This is a genomic window from Pseudomonas sp. SIMBA_041 (genome assembly GCF_046535095.1).
Classification (GTDB): domain Bacteria; phylum Pseudomonadota; class Gammaproteobacteria; order Pseudomonadales; family Pseudomonadaceae; genus Aquipseudomonas; species Aquipseudomonas mucoides.
In genome coordinates this window covers 216,488-233,311 of sequence record NZ_JAWRXJ010000010.1, presented here as the reverse complement: position 1 = coordinate 233,311, position 16,824 = coordinate 216,488, and the positions used below count along the sequence as shown (strand labels likewise).

Here is a 16,824-nt window from a genome sequence, read left to right as displayed (position 1 = left end):
CCGCCGATGATCACTCATCGGCGGGTTTTTTATGGCCGGCTTAGCGCTTAGATCGCGCCGCGGCCACGCAGCAGATCCAGCACCTGCTTGACGCTCTCTTCCAGCGACAGCGACTGGGTATCGACCACAAGGTCAGCATCCAGCGGCACATCGAACGGGAAGGAATCGCCCGGGATGTTATCCCCGGCCGCCGCGTACAGACCCTGCGGGTCACGTTCGGCGCAAACAGTCGGCGAGGCCTGGACGTAAACGGTCAGCAAACGCTCCTTGCCGATCAGTTCCCTGGCCTGCTCACGACCTTCAGCACTCGGTGCAACGAAGGCTGCGAGGGTCAGCAAACCGGCTTCGTTGAACTGACGCGCTACGTGTGCCGCACGACGCCAGTTCTCGGTACGCCCGGCGCGATCCTGTGGCAGACCTTTGTTCAGGTCATGGCGCAGGTTCTGACCATCGAGCACAAACACCGCACGGCCCATGTCGAACAGCTTGCGTTCAACCGCGTAGGCCAGGGTGCTTTTACCAGCGCCCGACAGGCCGCTGAACAACACGGTGGCCGGTTGCTGGCCGAAGCGCTGGGCGCGTTCTTCAGTGGCGACGTGAGCGAGCTTGCCATGGTGCGTAGCGCTGCCATGGGCCACCGGCTGAGCGATGATCATGCCAGCGGCGACGGTGCCATTGGTCAAACGATCAATGACGATGAACGAACCGGTGGTGCGGTTACTTGCGTAACCGTCCAGCGCGATGGCCGCGTCGAGGCTGATCTTGACCCGACCGATTTCGTTCAGTTGCAAGGCGCTGGCCGGACCTTCTTCCAGGGTGTTCACGTCAACGCGGTTGACGATGCTGGTAATCGAACCCGGCACGTAAGTGGTAGCGCGTTTGATGTCGTATTTCTTGCCCGGCAACATCGGCTCTTCGGCCATCCACACCAGCATGGCGTCGAAGGCGTCAGTCACTTGCGGCAGGTTGTCGGCGTGTACCAGCAAGTCGCCGCGGGAGATGTCGATTTCGTCTTCCATGGTCAGCGTCACTGCCTGGCCTGGACCGGCATGCTCCAGCTCACCTTCGAAGGTGACGATGGATTTCACGCGGCTGCTCTTGCCTGACGGCAGCACAACGACTTCGTCGCCCTTGTGCACGACGCCGCTGGCCAGGGTGCCGGCGAAACCACGGAAGTTCAGGTTTGGACGGTTGACGTACTGCACCGGGAAACGCAGGTCGGTGTAGTTGCGGTCGCTGGCGATTTCGACGGTTTCCAGAATTTCCATCAGCGACTGGCCGGTGTACCACGGCGAGCGCTCGGACTTGTTCACCACGTTGTCGCCCTTGAGCGCCGACATCGGCACGAAGGCCATGGTGGTCGGCTTGAAGGCGATGCCTTCGGCGAACTTCAGGTAATCGGCCTTGATCGACTCAAAGACATTTTCGTCGAAGCCGTTGAGGTCCATCTTGTTGATGGCCACAACGATGTGTTTGATGCCCAGCAACGAAGCGATAAAGCTGTGGCGACGGGTCTGGGTCTGCACGCCATAACGGGCGTCGACCAGGATGATCGCCAGGTCACAGGTGGATGCACCGGTGGCCATGTTGCGGGTGTACTGCTCATGGCCGGGGGTGTCGGCGATGATGAATTTGCGCTTGGCGGTGGAGAAATAGCGGTAAGCGACATCGATGGTGATGCCCTGCTCACGCTCGGCCTGCAGGCCGTCGACCAGCAACGCCAGGTCGATGTCATCACCGGTGGTGCCGACTTTCTTCGAGTCGCGGGTAATGGCTTCCAGGTGATCTTCGTAGATCATCTTGGAGTCGTGCAGCAGGCGCCCGATCAGGGTGCTCTTGCCGTCATCGACGTTGCCACAGGTCAGAAAGCGCAGCATTTCCTTGCGTTCGTGCTGGCCCAGGTAGGCGAGGATGTCCTCGCTGATCAAATCAGATACGTGCGACATGACAACCCCTTAGAAATAACCCTGACGTTTCTTTTCTTCCATCGAGCCTGCGCCATCGTGGTCGATGACCCGGCCCTGGCGTTCGGAAGTTCGCGTCAGGAGCATTTCCTGAATGATGTCGGTCAGCGTGACAGCCTCGGACTCGACCGCACCGGTCAGCGGGTAGTCGCCGAGCGTACGGAAACGGACCTTCTTCTTGACGATGCGCGCCTTGTCTTCATCGCTCAGGTGATTGAGCAGACGTTCGTCGTCAATCATGATCCAGGTGCCATTCATTTCGATGACGTCGCGTTCGGCGGCGAAATACAGCGGCACAATCGGGATGCCTTCGAGGTAGATGTACTGCCAGATGTCCAGTTCGGTCCAGTTCGACAACGGGAACACACGAATGGATTCGCCCTTGTTGACGTTGCCGTTGTAGACGTTCCACAGCTCTGGACGCTGGTTTTTCGGGTCCCAGCGGTGCTTGGTGTCGCGGAAGGAATACACGCGTTCTTTGGCGCGGGATTTCTCTTCGTCACGACGGGCACCACCGAAAGCGGCATCGAAACCATACTTGTCGAGGGCCTGCTTGAGGCCTTCGGTTTTCATGATATCGGTGTGCTTGGCACTGCCGTGGGTCAGCGGGTTGATGCCCTGTGCAACGCCATCGGGGTTCACGTGTACCAGCAGGTCAAGGCCGAGCTCTTCGACCATGCGGTCGCGGAACGCGTACATTTCCTTGAACTTCCACCGGGTGTCGACGTGCATCACCGGGAACGGCAGCTTGCCCGGGAAGAACGCCTTGCGCGCAAGGTGCAGCATCACGGCGGAATCTTTACCGACGGAGTACAGCATCACCGGGTTATCGAACTCGGCGGCGACCTCGCGGATGATGTGGATGCTTTCGGCCTCCAGCTGTTTCAGATGCGTCAGTTTGTCGACCATGGCTACTCACGAAAACGATCTTATGGACGGCCAGCGGGCCGTGTTCGAGCGAAGAATCCTAGCACAGCGACCTCTTCTAATCAGGACGCCAACTAGATCGAAAGGGTATATGAATATACCCCCTCGTTTGGGCGCCACAGCCCCATGCGGAAGCAAACGCCCTCCCACATTCTTGAAGGGTGCTGTTCACAGAATTTGCACAAACCCTCAAATAGGATTGGGGCAATCAATGAAGATATGTTCGAGGGCAAACCGGCGCGCCAGATAATCACCCAGTGCCTGGACACCATAACGCTCGGTGGCGTGATGGCCGGCGGCGATGAAGCTGATGTCGTTTTCCCGCGCGCTGTGAAAGGTCTGCTCGGAGGCTTCGCCACTGAGGTAAAGATCGACACCGGCCAACACTGCCTGATCGATGTAGCCCTGACCGCCGCCCGTGCACCAACCGACCCGGCGAATCATCTCGCTGCCTTCGATCAGCAGCGGCTCGCGGCCCATGACTTCCTGCACGCGACGGGCGAAATCACGCGGCGTCATCGGTTCGCTCAACGAACCGACCAGGCCAACAACTTTAAGATTGTCCGGATCCAGCGGACCTTCGACGGTGATGTCGAGCTGACGTGCCAGTTGCACGTTGTTGCCGACTTCCGGGTGCAGATCCAGCGGCAAGTGATAAGAAAGCAGGCTGATGTCGTGCTTGAGCAAGGTCTTCAATCGACGCTGTTTCATGCCGGTGATGCACGGGTTCTCGCCTTTCCAGAAATAACCGTGATGCACCAGCACCAGATCGGCCTCGGCTTCGACCGCCGCGTCCAGCAGTGCCTGGCTGGCTGTGACGCCACTGACAATGCGCATCACTTGCGGCCGGCCCTCGACCTGCAAGCCGTTGGGGCAATAATCGGCAATTTTGGCGCTGGAGAGGTAACGGTCGGCTTCTTCGACCAGGGTGCTCAGGGCGACGGCCATAAAAGACTCCTAAATATCCCGTTCAGAGGCGCGCTTGGCCTCGTATAATGCGCGACATTATGGGCGGTCTCATACCGCCTGCAACCTTTCAGGAAGTGCTTAATGCTCAAGGCGCTGCGTTTTTCCGGCTGGCCGCTGTTGGCCGGCGTGCTTATCGCTCTTTTGATAATTCAGCGTTACCCGCAGTGGGTCGGGCTTCCGAGCCTCGACGTGAACTTGCAGCAAGCACCGCAAACCACCAGTGTGCAACAGGGGCCGGTGTCCTATGCCGACGCCGTGGTCATTGCCGCACCTGCGGTGGTCAACCTGTACACCACCAAGGTCATCAACAAACCGAATCACCCACTGTTCGAAGACCCGCAGTTTCGCCGCTTCTTCGGGGACAATTCGCCCAAACAGAAGCGTATGGAGTCGAGCCTGGGTTCTGGCGTGATCATGAGCCCGGAAGGTTACATCCTGACCAACAACCACGTAACCACCGGGGCCGACCAGATTGTCGTGGCGCTCAAGGATGGCCGTGAGACCCTGGCTCGCGTGATCGGCAGTGACCCGGAAACCGATCTCGCGGTATTGAAGATCGACCTGAAGACCCTGCCGGCAATCACCATCGGCCGTTCCGACAACATCCGCATCGGCGACGTGGCGCTGGCCATCGGCAACCCGTTCGGTGTCGGCCAGACCGTGACCATGGGCATCATCAGCGCCACCGGGCGCAATCAGCTGGGCCTGAACAACTACGAAGATTTCATCCAGACCGACGCTGCGATCAATCCCGGCAACTCCGGCGGTGCGTTGGTGGACGCCAATGGCAACCTGACCGGCATCAACACGGCGATTTTCTCCAAATCTGGCGGCTCGCAAGGCATCGGGTTTGCGATCCCGGTCAAACTGGCGATGGAAGTGATGAAGTCGATCATCGAACACGGCCAGGTGATTCGCGGCTGGCTGGGCATTGAAGTGCAGCCGTTGAGCCAGGAACTGGCGGAGTCGTTCGGTCTGTCGGGACGTCCGGGGATTGTGGTCGCGGGGATCTTCCGTGACGGTCCGGCGCAGAAAGCCGGCCTGCAATTGGGTGATGTGATTCTCAGCATCGACGGCGAACCGGCCGGCGATGGTCGCCGTTCGATGAACCAGGTCGCGCGGATCAAGCCGACGGACAAGGTCACGGTTCAAGTAATGCGCAATGGCAAGGAGCTAAAGCTCACTGCCGAGATCGGCCTGCGCCCACCACCGGCACCGGTCAAAGAGAAAGAAGAAGAGTAACAGCCCCCCAGATCCCTTGTGGGAGCGTGGCTTGCCCGCGATGGCAACACCGCGGTGTATCAGGTACACCGCGTTATCGTTCATCGCGGGCAAGCCACGCTCCCACAGGGGCGGTGGTGGTTTAGAGGTCGCCGAGGCCGTCGATCAGCGCCTGGTTCTGCTCCGGTGTGCCGATGGAGATCCGCAGGAACTGGGCAATCCGCTCCTGCTTGAAGTGCCGAACGATCACGCCTTGCTCTCGCAACTTCGCCGCCAGCCCTGCCGCATCGTGCTTCGGATGACGGGCAAAAATGAAGTTGGCTGCCGACGGCAACACCTCAAACCCCTTCGCCTCAAGTTGCCCGACGACCTTGTCGCGACTCTCGATCACCAGCTGACAGGTCTTGTCGAAGTACTCACGATCCTCAAACGCCGCCGCAGCCCCGACAATCGCCAGGCGATCCAGCGGATAAGAGTTGAAGCTGTTCTTGATCCGCTCCAGCGCCTCGATCAAGTCCGGATGCCCCACCGCCAAGCCAACCCGCAGGCCGGCCAGTGAACGGGATTTGGACAGGGTCTGAGTCACCAGCAGGTTCGGATAACGGTCCACCAACGTGATCGCCGTCTCTCCGCCAAAGTCGATGTAGGCCTCATCTACCACGACCACTGAATCCGGGCTGGCCTTGAGGATCTGCTCAACGGCGTCAAGCGCCAGCAGGCAACCGGTCGGTGCATTCGGGTTCGGGAAGATGATCCCGCCGTTTGGCTTGGCGTAGTCGGCCGGGTTGATCTGGAACTGCTCGTCCAGCGGCACCGCGTCGAACCTGATGCCATACAACCCGCAGTAAACCGGATAGAAGCTGTAGCTGATGTCAGGGAACAGCAGCGGCTGATCGTGTTGCAGCAGACCGTGGAAGATGTGCGCCAGGACTTCATCGGAACCGTTGCCGAGGAACACCTGATTGCCTTGCACGCCGTAGTACCTGGCAACAGCCTGCTTGAGCAGGTCGCTGTTCGGGTCCGGATACAAACGCAGATTATCGTTCAGCTCGGTCTGCATCGCCGCCAGGGCTTTGGGCGATGGACCGTACGGGTTTTCGTTGGTGTTGAGCTTCACCAGTTTCGTCAATTTTGGCTGCTCGCCCGGCACGTAAGGCACCAGGCTCTTGACGAAGGGGCTCCAGAATTTACTCATCTTCAGTTCCCCTGCTTGTCGTCAATGATGCGGTATTCGGCGCTGCGGGCGTGGGCGGTCAGCGACTCGCCACGGGCCAGTACCGAAGCCGTCTTGCCCAACTCGGACGCACCCTGCTCGGAACAGAAGATGATCGAGGAGCGTTTCTGGAAGTCGTACACACCCAGCGGCGAAGAAAAACGCGCGGTGCCAGACGTCGGCAACACGTGGTTCGGACCGGCGCAGTAGTCGCCCAAGGCTTCGGAGGTGTGACGGCCCATGAAGATCGCGCCCGCGTGACGGATCTGCGGCAACCACGCCTGCGGATCAGCGACCGACAACTCAAGGTGTTCCGGTGCGATGCGGTTGGCCACTTCGATGGCTTGTTCCATGTCGCGGACCTTGATCAACGCGCCCCGGCCATTGATCGAGGTTTCGATGATCTCGGCGCGTTCCATGGTTGGCAGCAGCTTGGCGATGCTCGCGGCGACCTTGTCGAGGAATTCGGCGTCCGGGCTGACCAGAATCGCCTGGGCGTCTTCATCGTGCTCGGCCTGGGAGAACAGGTCCATGGCGATCCAGTCCGGATCGGTCTGGCCGTCGCACACCACGAGAATCTCGGACGGACCGGCGATCATGTCGATACCGACCTGACCAAACACATGACGCTTGGCGGTGGCGACATAGATGTTGCCCGGGCCCACCACTTTATCGACCTTCGGCACGCTTTCGGTGCCGTAAGCCAGCGCGGCAACCGCTTGGGCGCCGCCGATGGTGAACACGCGGTCGACGCCGGCAATGCAGGCCGCAGCCAGTACCAGCTCGTTGATTTCACCGCGCGGGGTCGGCACCACCATGACCACTTCGGTCACGCCCGCCACTTTGGCCGGGATCGCGTTCATCAGCACCGAAGACGGATACGACGCTTTGCCGCCCGGCACATACAGACCGGCGCGATCCAGCGGCGTGACCTTCTGGCCCAACACCGTGCCGTCGGCTTCGGTGTAGCTCCAGGAATCCTGTTTCTGTTTTTCGTGGTAGCTGCGCACGCGGGCCGCGGCTTTTTCCAGTGCTTCACGCTGCGGCACGGTGATCCGGGTCAGGGCCAGTTCCAGGCGCTCACGCGGCAGGATCAGGTCGGCCATCGAGGCGACTTCGAGGCCATCGAACTTCTGGGTGAATTCCACCAGCGCCGCATCGCCACGCTCGCGCACGGCTTTGATGATGTCCAGCACCCGCTGATTGACCGAGTCGTCAGACACACTTTCCCAGCTCAGCAGATGATCCAGATGATGTGCGAAATCCGGGTCAGCAGCGTTGAGTCGGCGAATTGCAGTCGGTGCGGTCATAGCGAGAGCCTCATAGGAATGGCAAAAACTCAGGTGCCCGAAGCTACCATCGATCCGCTTGGGCACCTGAGAATTCTGGCTATGAGGCGGATAGACGGGCGCGACTTAACGTCGCGCAGGTGAATCAGCCGCGGTGTCGAGACTCCACTGCCTTGCGCAGGGTGTCGATCAACGCCTGGATACGGGCGTGCTGCATTTTCATCGAAGCTTTGTTGACGATCAGCCGGGAGCTGATGTCGGCAATGAAATCCTGAGGCTCCAGGCCATTGGCCCGCAGGGTGTTGCCGGTGTCGACCACGTCGATGATCTTGTCGGCCAGACCAATCAGCGGCGCCAGTTCCATCGAGCCGTACAGCTTGATGATGTCAACCTGACGACCCTGCTCGGCGTAGTAGCGCTTGGCAACGTTGACGAACTTGGTGGCAACCCGCAGACGGCCTTTGGGCTCGACATCGCCGACACGGCCGGCGGTCATCAGCTTGCACAGGGCAATGCGCAGGTCCAGAGGCTCGTACAGGCCCTGGCCGCCATATTCCATCAGCACATCTTTACCGGCGACGCCGAGGTCCGCGGCACCATGCTCGACATAGGTCGGCACGTCGGTGGCGCGCACGATCAGCAGACGTACGTCAGGCTGGGTCGTGGGAATGATCAGCTTGCGGCTCTTGTCCGGATTCTCGGTCGGCACGATGCCCGCTTCAGCCAGAAGCGGCAGGGTGTCGTCAAGGATGCGGCCCTTGGACAGTGCGATGGTCAACATGGGAAACGTCAGTCCTTATCAAGGTACTCATGCCCGGTCGCAAATGGCGCCGGACACACATCGAGCCGGAAACCGGCTCGACTTCAACAATTCAACGGGCATGTCCTTATGCCCATGCAGCAACTACTAGCCCGGTACGCGGCGGATCTTGGCGCCGAGCATCTGCAGTTTCTCTTCGATGCACTCGTAACCACGGTCGATGTGGTAGATGCGGTCGATCAGCGTGTCGCCTTCGGCGATCAACGCCGAGATCACCAGGCTGGCCGAAGCACGCAGGTCGGTGGCCATAACAGGCGCGCCTTTGAGCGTCTCGGTGCCGGTAACGATGGCAGTGTTGCCTTCGACCTGGATCTTGGCGCCCATGCGGTGCAGTTCGTAAACGTGCATGAAGCGGTTTTCGAAGATCGTCTCGATCACAGCGCCCGTGCCTTCGGCAATGGCGTTGAGGGAGATGAACTGCGCTTGCATGTCGGTAGGGAACGCCGGGTATGGGGCAGTCCGCACGTTGACGGCTTTTGGCCGCTTGCCGTGCATGTTCAGCTCGATCCAGTCTTCGCCGCAGGTGATTTCGGCACCCGACTCGCGGAGTTTTTCCAGAACGGCTTCGAGGATGGTCGGATCAGTGTCCTTGACCTTCACACGACCGCCGGTCACGGCAGCCGCCACCAGGTAGGTGCCGGTTTCGATGCGGTCAGGCATCACTTTGTACGTGGTCGGGTGCAGACGCTCAACGCCATCAATGGTGATGGTGTCGGTGCCGGCGCCAGTGATCTTGGCACCCATGGCGATCAGGAAGTTCGCCAGGTCGATGACTTCAGGCTCACGAGCGGCGTTCTGCAACACGCTGCGGCCCTTGGCCAGAGCGGCCGCCATCATGATGTTTTCGGTGCCGGTCACGCTGACGGTGTCGAAGAAGAAGTGCGCGCCACGCAGGCCACCTTCAGGCGCCTTGGCCTTGATGTAGCCGCCTTCGACGTCGATGACCGCACCCATGGCTTCAAGGCCACGGATGTGCAGGTCAACCGGACGCGAACCGATGGCGCAACCGCCAGGCAGTGCGACTTCGGCTTCACCGAAACGGGCAACCATCGGGCCCAGCACCAGGATCGACGCACGCATGGTTTTAACCAGTTCGTACGGTGCGATCAGGGTCTTGATGGTGCGCGGGTCGATTTCGACGCTGAGCTTCTCGTCGATCACCGGCTCGATGCCCATGCGACCGAACAGCTCGATCATCGTGGTGATGTCGTGCAGGTGCGGCAGGTTGGCCACGGTTACCGGGCCATCACACAGCAGGGTGGCAGCCAGGATCGGCAGGGCAGAGTTCTTTGCCCCGGAGATGCGGATTTCGCCATCAAGACGAACGCCACCGGTAATAATCAATTTATCCATAAGAATCTCGACGCCCTTGGGCTCAGGTGCGCTCGGCCCAGGCCGCGCTGCTGAAAAATTTCATAGTGACCGCATGGATGCTGCCATCGGTGATCCATGGGTTCAAATGGGCATAGATCTGCTGCTGACGCTTCACCGGGCTCAACGCCGCCAGTTCATCGCTAATCACGTTCAGCTGGAAATTGCAGCCTTCGCCCTCAACTTCTACCAACGTTCCGGGCAGCTTTCCTTCAAGGAAGCTCTTCACTTCTACGGCCTGCATGCTCAACCTCAATCGGCGCCCTGTGCGCACGGGTCGGACATCATACAAAAAAGCCCCGCGCCTGCGAACCCCGCTAAGCAGGACTCTGACGGGGGGCTTCCTTATAGATGCGGTCAGGGGTGCGCCAACAGCTCGGTCAATTCGCTGACCTGAGCGATTTCACGCATGTCTTCGGGCATCCCACGGATGCTCAGCGCCTTGCCGGCCGCCTCTGCATCACGCATGAAGCACAGCAGCAGCGACAATCCGACGCTGCTGGACTTCAACACTGCCGAGCAGTCGACCACCAGTTCGGTAGCCGCGCTCGATTTAATCAACGCCTGCCCCTGCTTGCGCAAGCCAGGGGCCGTGAGGTAGTCCAGCATGCCGCTAAGCCGAAGTTCGCCGGACTCGCTCATGCGAATGGCCGACACACTCATTGGGCTGGCTTCTCAGTCGATGCCTTGGCTTTGGCGACTTCCCCGGCCCAACCGTTAATGGTCTTGTCCAGGTCGTTGCCATTGCGCTGCATCGCATCCGCGAACTGGTCACGGAACAGCTTGCCGATGTTGATACCGTTGATGATGACGTTGCGCAGTTTCCACTCGCCATTGATCTTTTCCAGTGTGTAAGACACCGGATAGATCGCGCCGTTACTGCCTTTGACGGTCATGCCGACGCTGGTGCGATCGCCCGATTCATCTTTGGCCGGGTCAACGGTGATGCCCTGATTGTTGTACTCGAGCAGCGCATTGCCATAAAACTGGAACAGACCCTTCTTGAAGTTTTCTTCGAAGGTTTTCATCTGTGCCGGCGTGGCTTTGCGTGAGTACTTGACCGTCATGATGCTCTTGGAGATGCCTTCGGCATCCACCACAGGTCCGACGATGGTGTTCAGCGCCGTATAGAAGTCCTGTGGATCCTGCTTGTACTTCTCTTTGTTGGCCGACAGATCGGCCAGCATCCGGTTGGTGGTGTCCTGTACCAGATCGTGCGCGGTAGGCGCCGCCACGGCGTTAGCCATCAACGGCAGCGCCGTGAGTACTACCAACAGGCCACGTCGCAAGGTAGAGATCATTCAAAAGCTCCTCATTTGGCGTCTTTGCTAACGGTATTGAGCAGGAATTTACCGATCAGGTCCTCAAGCACCAGCGACGACTGGGTGTCGTGGATGGTCCCACCATCCTTGAGCAAGGCTTCTTCGCCGCCCACGCTGATACCGATGTATTTCTCGCCCAACAGGCCAGCGGTCAGGATAGATGCAGTGGAGTCGGTCGGCAGGTTATCTACGCGCTTTTCCAGTTGCATGGTCACCCGACCGGTGAAGCTGTCGCGGTCCAGATCGATTGCGGTGACCTTGCCGATGGTGACACCGGCCATGGTCACTTTAGCTCTGACCGTCAAACCGGCGATATTGTCGAAGTACGCATAAAGTTTATACGTGTCGGTGCTCGGGCTCGGGGACAGACCACTCACCCGCAACGCCAGCAGCAATAAAGCCAGGATGCCAGCCAACAAGAAAAGGCCGACACCGATTTCCAGGGTGCGGTTTTGCATCAGAAATCTCCAAACATCAAGGCGGTCAAAATAAAGTCCAGGCCGAGTACAGCCAAAGAGGCATACACCACGGTCTTGGTAGTGGCACGACTGATCCCCTCGGAAGTGGGCTCACAGTCATAGCCTTGGAATACGGCGATCCAGGTCACGACGAACGCGAAGACGATGCTTTTGATGATGCCATTGAGCACGTCATCAGTGAACGTCACGCTGTTTTGCATGTTCGACCAGTACGAACCTTCATACACACCGAGCCAGTCGACGGCCACCCACGAACCGCCCCAGATACCCACCACGCTGAAAATCATTGCCAGCACCGGCAGGGAAATGAAGCCGGCCCACAAGCGCGGGGCGACGATGTATTTGAGCGGGTCGACACCAATCATTTCCAGACTGGAGAGCTGTTCGGTGGATTTCATGTTGCCGATTTCCGCCGTCAGCGCCGAACCGGCACGCCCGGCAAACAGCAACGCCGTCACCACAGGTCCCAATTCACGCAATAGCGTCAGCGCAACCATCTGCCCGACCGCCTGCTCCGAGCCGTAGCTGGACAGGATGTTGAAGCCTTGCAGCGCCAGCACCATCCCGATGAACACGCCGGAGACGACAATGATCACCAGGGACATCACGCCGACAGAATGGAGCTGCTTGATCAGCAGGCCAAAGCCGCCGCCGATGCCACCGCGACCGAGCAAGGCATGGAACAGGAAAATCGTCGAGCGGCCGAACACCGCCAGCGCGTCGATGGCGGCATGGCCAAACCGGCGCACGCGCTCTATTAATGAAATCTTGCGCATCAACGCTTCCCCAGAAGATCTGCGCGGTAATCCGTCGCTGGAAAGTGGTATGCGACCGGACCGTCGGGTTCGCCGGTCATGAATTGACGGATCCGTGGCTCCTGCGAGTTCATCAGTTCCGCGGGAGTCCCCTGCCCCAACACCTGGCCTTCGCCGACGACATAGATGTAGTCGGCGATGCTCGCGGTTTCGGCCAGATCGTGGGACACCACGATACTGGTGATACCGAGCGCGTCGTTGAGCAGGCGGATCAGGCGCACCAGTACGCCCATGGCAATGGGGTCCTGGCCGACAAAGGGCTCGTCGTACATGAGGATCTGCGGATCGAGGGCAATCGCCCGGGCCAGCGCAACACGACGCTTCATGCCACCGGACAACTCGTCAGGCATCAGGTCGATGGCGCCACGCAAGCCCACGGCCTGCAATTTAAGCAGGACGATGTCGCGGATCATTTCTTCCGGCAGCTCGGTATGAACGCGCAGCGGAAACGCGACGTTCTCGAACACATCGAGGTCGGTAAACAGGGCGCCGCTCTGGAACAGCACCCCCATGTGTTTGCGCGCATCGAACAGATCACTGCGCGACAACTTGGGCAGGTTCTGGCCGTTGACCCAGACTTCGCCCTTGGTGGGACGCAATTGTGCGCCCATCAATCGCAACAGCGTGGTTTTGCCACACCCGGAAGGCCCCATGATGCCGGTGACCTTGCCGCGCGGGATACGGATATCGACGTTATTGAAAATGCTGCGCGTACCGCGCTTGAAGGTCAGTCCCTTCAGCTCGACCGCGTAGGCGTTATCGGCACTCATCTAAACTCCTTGCGATGCAGCCTCTCACTCGGACGCCTGGCTCTCTGACGAAAGCACATACCTCCCCGGGCAGGCCGAACTGGCGGCGAACTATATCACTGCAAAGGCCTGCCCCCCAAGGCCCAAGCCCGACCATGTTCAGTAACATGACAGGCAAAAAGCCTTGTTTAGAGGGGATTCGGTTACAGGGAATGACAAAGCGTGACGAACTAGCGTGAGGGTTTTGATCATTACCGCTATAATCGCCGCCTTTTCATCAGGCTATACGATTTCTGACATGAGCCAATCCAGCGACCTGATTCAATCAGCACAACGCACCATCCGCCTCGAACTGGAAGCCGTAGAAGGCTTGCTGCCCCACATCGACGCTGATTTCGTACGCGCTTGCGAGATGATTCTGGCCAGCAAAGGCCGCGTGGTGGTGGTCGGCATGGGTAAGTCCGGGCACATCGGCAACAAGATCGCCGCCACCCTGGCCAGCACCGGCACCACGGCTTTTTTCGTGCACCCGGCCGAAGCCAGCCACGGCGACATGGGCATGATCACGCGAGACGACATCATCCTGGCCCTGTCGAACTCCGGTTCCACCAACGAAATCGTCACCCTGTTGCCCCTGATCAAGCGTCTGGGCATACAGTTGATCAGCGTGACCGGCAACCCGGAATCACCGCTGGCCAAGGCTGCCGAGGTCAATCTCAACGTTCACGTCGAACACGAGGCCTGCCCGCTGAACCTGGCACCCACCTCCTCTACCACTGCCGCGTTGGTCATGGGCGACGCCCTGGCCGTTGCGTTGCTGGAAGCGCGCGGCTTTACCGCTGAAGACTTCGCCTTTTCCCACCCCGGTGGTGCGCTGGGCCGGCGTCTGCTGCTGAAAGTGGAAAACGTCATGCACGCCGGGCAAGAGCTGCCACAGGTTCAACGCGGCACCTTGCTCAAGGACGCGTTGATGGAAATGACCCGCAAGGGTCTGGGCATGACCGTCATTCTGGAAGCCGACGGCAAGCTGGCAGGGATCTTCACTGACGGTGATCTGCGCCGCACACTGGATCGCAGCATCGACATCCACAGCGCCACCATTGACCAGGTCATGACCGCACACGGCAAGACCGCCCGCGCCGAAATGCTCGCCGCCGAGGCCCTGAAAATCATGGAAGACCACAAAATCAACGCGCTGGTCGTGGTCGACAGCGAAGACCGTCCGGTCGGCGCCTTGAACATGCACGACTTGCTGCGCGCAGGAGTAATGTAATGAGTTCGGACCTGCTGCAACGCGGCAAACAGATCAAACTTGCCGTGTTCGACGTCGACGGCGTGCTGACTGACGGACGCCTGTACTTCCTCGAAGACGGCAGTGAGTTCAAGACGTTCAACACCCTCGACGGTCAAGGCATCAAGATGTTGATGGCGGCGGGCGTACAGACGGCTATCATCAGCGGCCGCAAGACCCCGGTGGTCGAACGACGAGCAAAAAACCTCGGCATCCCGCACCTTTATCAAGGTCGCGAGGACAAACTGGTGGTACTGGACGAACTTCTGGCCCAACTCAACCTAAGCTATGAACAAGTGGCCTATCTCGGTGACGACCTGCCGGACCTGCCGGTGATTCGCCGCGTCGGCCTCGGCATGGCGGTAGCCAACGCTGCCAGCTTCGTGCGTGAAAACGCCCATGGCATTACCGTCGCCCGTGGTGGCGAGGGTGCCGCTCGCGAATTCTGCGAATTGATCCTGCGCGCCCAGGGCCGCCTCGATGCGGCCAACGCCGCGTACCTGTGAGCCCATTATGCTGAGCAAAAAGTTTCGTAACATCCTGTTGTTCAGTTGCATCGCGGCGCTGTTCGCTGCGGTCGGCTACTGGAACATCAGCCCGGAACGCTTTCTCGACAAGACAGTTGCCCCTGTCGACGAAAGCGCGATCGACTATTACGCACTCAACGCCCACAGCGTGCAGTACCTGCCGGACGGCAAATTGCAGTACGAAATGACGTCCGACAAGGTCGAACACCTGAAAGTGTCCGAGGTCACGCTGCTGACCAACCCCGACCTGAACATGTTCCGCGGCACCCAGTTTCCCTGGCACGTCCAGAGCGAACATGGGGAAGTCAATCCAGACGGCACCCAGGTCGAGCTGATCGACTCGGTACGCATTACCCGTTTCGACGAAAAGAACCGCAGGACCCTGATTACCACCACCCGTATGACTGTGTTCCCGCAGCAGCAATATGCGCAGACCGACCAACCCGTTAGAATCGACGGCGCTGGCGGTGTATCGACAGGCAACGGAATGAAAGCGTACTTGAAAGAAAGCAGGATACACCTGCTATCTAACGTAAGAGGACAGTATGAGGCTCGTTAAAACCCTCCCTATTTTGCTCAGTCTGGGCGCAGCACTGGGAAGCGTGAGCGCCTGGGCTCTGCCGAACGATCAAGAGCAGCCAATCCGCATTCAGGCCGACGATGCCCAACTGGACGACAAGAATGGCGTGGCCACCTATAAAGGTGACGTGATCATCACCCAGGGCTCGATGATCGTTAAGGGCAACACCGTGACCATCACTCGTACGCCGGCTGGCGACATCGACGTGGTGACTTCGGTGGGCAACCTCGCCTACTTCGAGCAACTGCAGACCGCTGGCGACACCAAGCCTGTCCAGGGTTGGGGTGTGACTATCCAGTACCACGCCGCGCAAAACCGCGTCGTGCTGATCGACAAGGCAAAAGTTGTCGACAAGGACAACAACACCACCCAGGGCGAGAAAATCGTCTACGACACAGTCAAGAAGCTTGCGAGCGCTGGCCGTGCGACAGGCAACAAGGTCACCGAGGCGCGTCCACGCATCGACATGGTGATCCAGCCGAAGAAGAAAACCGACGAGCAGAAGGCCCAGTAATGGCAACTCTGAAAGCTCAGCATCTGGCCAAGAGCTACAAGAGCCGCCAGGTCGTGCGCGACGTCAGCCTGTCGATCGACAGCGGTCAAATCGTCGGCCTGCTGGGTCCCAACGGCGCCGGCAAGACCACCTGCTTCTACATGATTGTCGGCCTGGTGCAGGCCGATCAGGGCCGTGTGCTGATCGATGATCTGGACGTCAGCCACCAGCCGATGCACGGTCGTGCAAAGGCCGGTATCGGCTATCTGCCGCAAGAAGCGTCGATTTTCCGCAAACTCTCGGTGGCCGACAACATCATGGCGATCCTCGAGACCCGCAAGGAACTCGACAAGGCCGGGCGTCGCAAAGAGCTGGAAAGCCTGCTGCAGGAATTCCACATCAGCCACATCCGCGACAACCTCGGCATGAGCCTGTCGGGTGGTGAACGCCGCCGCGTGGAAATCGCTCGCGCACTGGCCACCAATCCGAAATTCATCCTGCTCGACGAACCTTTCGCCGGCGTGGACCCGATTTCGGTCGGCGACATCAAGCAGATCATCTACCACCTCAAGGCCAAAGGCATTGGCGTGCTGATCACTGACCACAACGTCCGTGAAACCCTGGATATCTGCGAAACGGCCTACATCGTCAACGATGGCCAGCTGATTGCCGAAGGCGACTCCGCCACTATCCTGGCCAACGACCTGGTTAAAGAAGTTTACCTGGGCCATGAGTTCCGCCTGTAAGCGTTGAGGTGTCTGGCTAGTCGACTGAGCGCTTACGACGATAAAAAT

The 16,824-nt window shown here is 59.5% G+C and carries 19 protein-coding genes; 6 read left to right on the top strand and 13 right to left on the bottom strand.

Features of this window, described 5'->3' with window-relative positions:
* Positions 1–47: 47 nt before the first annotated feature.
* The 3 genes from cysN to SB725_RS23790 form a co-directional block, all read right to left on the bottom strand.
* Positions 48–1,946, bottom strand: coding sequence for a sulfate adenylyltransferase subunit CysN (gene cysN, locus SB725_RS23800; protein WP_027924548.1), 1,899 nt, complete (start codon positions 1,944–1,946; stop codon positions 48–50).
* Positions 1,947–1,955: 9 nt separating this feature from the next.
* Positions 1,956–2,873, bottom strand: coding sequence for a sulfate adenylyltransferase subunit CysD (cysD, locus tag SB725_RS23795; protein ID WP_027924547.1), 918 nt, complete (start codon positions 2,871–2,873; stop codon positions 1,956–1,958).
* Between the two features lie 207 nt (positions 2,874–3,080).
* Positions 3,081–3,839, bottom strand: a complete 759-nt coding sequence (locus SB725_RS23790; RefSeq protein WP_027924546.1) for a Nif3-like dinuclear metal center hexameric protein — start codon at positions 3,837–3,839, stop codon at positions 3,081–3,083.
* Positions 3,840–3,941: 102 nt separating this feature from the next.
* Here SB725_RS23790 and algW point away from each other — a divergent pair, with 102 nt between their 5' ends.
* Positions 3,942–5,102 (top strand): Do family serine endopeptidase AlgW, encoded by a 1,161-nt coding sequence (gene algW, locus SB725_RS23785; protein ID WP_027924545.1) that lies wholly within the window; start codon positions 3,942–3,944, stop codon positions 5,100–5,102.
* Positions 5,103–5,223: 121 nt separating this feature from the next.
* Here the strand turns inward: algW and hisC are convergent, their stop codons facing one another.
* The 10 genes from hisC to SB725_RS23735 all read right to left on the bottom strand — a co-directional run bounded on the left by hisC (position 5,224) and on the right by SB725_RS23735 (position 13,160).
* Positions 5,224–6,276: a histidinol-phosphate transaminase gene (gene hisC / locus SB725_RS23780; protein WP_027924544.1), complete on the bottom strand. Its 1,053-nt coding sequence runs from the start codon at positions 6,274–6,276 to the stop codon at positions 5,224–5,226.
* 2 nt (positions 6,277–6,278) lie between these two features.
* Positions 6,279–7,604, bottom strand: a complete 1,326-nt coding sequence (gene hisD / locus SB725_RS23775; RefSeq protein ID WP_027924543.1) for a histidinol dehydrogenase — start codon at positions 7,602–7,604, stop codon at positions 6,279–6,281.
* Positions 7,605–7,728: 124 nt separating this feature from the next.
* Entirely contained in the window at positions 7,729–8,364 is a 636-nt protein-coding gene (gene hisG, locus SB725_RS23770; protein WP_007942738.1) for an ATP phosphoribosyltransferase, read from the bottom strand.
* Between the two features lie 126 nt (positions 8,365–8,490).
* Positions 8,491–9,756, bottom strand: a complete 1,266-nt coding sequence (gene murA, locus SB725_RS23765; protein ID WP_027924542.1) for a UDP-N-acetylglucosamine 1-carboxyvinyltransferase — start codon at positions 9,754–9,756, stop codon at positions 8,491–8,493.
* 22 nt (positions 9,757–9,778) lie between these two features.
* On the bottom strand, positions 9,779–10,018 hold the full coding sequence (locus SB725_RS23760; protein WP_007912386.1) for a BolA family protein: 240 nt from the start codon (positions 10,016–10,018) through the stop codon (positions 9,779–9,781).
* A 113-nt stretch (positions 10,019–10,131) separates the two neighbouring features.
* The gene (locus SB725_RS23755; RefSeq protein ID WP_027924541.1) at positions 10,132–10,437 is read right to left on the bottom strand and encodes a lipid asymmetry maintenance protein MlaB; all 306 of its coding nucleotides are present in this window, start codon (positions 10,435–10,437) and stop codon (positions 10,132–10,134) included.
* A complete protein-coding gene (locus SB725_RS23750; protein WP_027924540.1) occupies positions 10,434–11,075 on the bottom strand; it encodes a phospholipid-binding protein MlaC in 642 nt (213 codons plus the stop codon). Before SB725_RS23750 ends, SB725_RS23755 begins: the two co-directional genes overlap by 4 nt.
* An 11-nt stretch (positions 11,076–11,086) precedes the next feature.
* Entirely contained in the window at positions 11,087–11,554 is a 468-nt protein-coding gene (mlaD, locus tag SB725_RS23745) for an outer membrane lipid asymmetry maintenance protein MlaD (RefSeq protein ID WP_027924539.1), read from the bottom strand.
* Positions 11,554–12,351: a lipid asymmetry maintenance ABC transporter permease subunit MlaE gene (gene mlaE / locus SB725_RS23740; RefSeq protein ID WP_027924538.1), complete on the bottom strand. Its 798-nt coding sequence runs from the start codon at positions 12,349–12,351 to the stop codon at positions 11,554–11,556. The genes mlaD and mlaE overlap by 1 nt, the downstream gene beginning before the upstream one ends.
* Positions 12,351–13,160, bottom strand: a complete 810-nt coding sequence (locus SB725_RS23735) for an ATP-binding cassette domain-containing protein (protein WP_027924537.1) — start codon at positions 13,158–13,160, stop codon at positions 12,351–12,353. Before SB725_RS23735 ends, mlaE begins: the two co-directional genes overlap by 1 nt.
* A gap of 277 nt (positions 13,161–13,437) precedes the next feature.
* Between SB725_RS23735 and SB725_RS23730 the strand changes: the two genes are divergently transcribed.
* From SB725_RS23730 to lptB, 5 genes are read left to right on the top strand one after another with little or no spacing between them, the layout of a single operon-like run.
* Positions 13,438–14,412 (top strand): KpsF/GutQ family sugar-phosphate isomerase, encoded by a 975-nt coding sequence (locus SB725_RS23730; RefSeq protein WP_027924536.1) that lies wholly within the window; start codon positions 13,438–13,440, stop codon positions 14,410–14,412.
* A complete protein-coding gene (locus tag SB725_RS23725) occupies positions 14,412–14,936 on the top strand; it encodes a KdsC family phosphatase (protein WP_027924535.1) in 525 nt (174 codons plus the stop codon). Before SB725_RS23730 ends, SB725_RS23725 begins: the two co-directional genes overlap by 1 nt.
* 7 nt (positions 14,937–14,943) lie before the next feature.
* Positions 14,944–15,516, top strand: a complete 573-nt coding sequence (gene lptC, locus SB725_RS23720) for an LPS export ABC transporter periplasmic protein LptC (protein ID WP_027924534.1) — start codon at positions 14,944–14,946, stop codon at positions 15,514–15,516.
* A complete protein-coding gene (gene lptA, locus SB725_RS23715) occupies positions 15,503–16,051 on the top strand; it encodes a lipopolysaccharide transport periplasmic protein LptA (RefSeq protein WP_027924533.1) in 549 nt (182 codons plus the stop codon). Before lptC ends, lptA begins: the two co-directional genes overlap by 14 nt.
* Positions 16,051–16,776, top strand: a complete 726-nt coding sequence (gene lptB, locus SB725_RS23710; protein ID WP_027924532.1) for an LPS export ABC transporter ATP-binding protein — start codon at positions 16,051–16,053, stop codon at positions 16,774–16,776. Before lptA ends, lptB begins: the two co-directional genes overlap by 1 nt.
* Positions 16,777–16,824 lie beyond the last annotated feature (48 nt).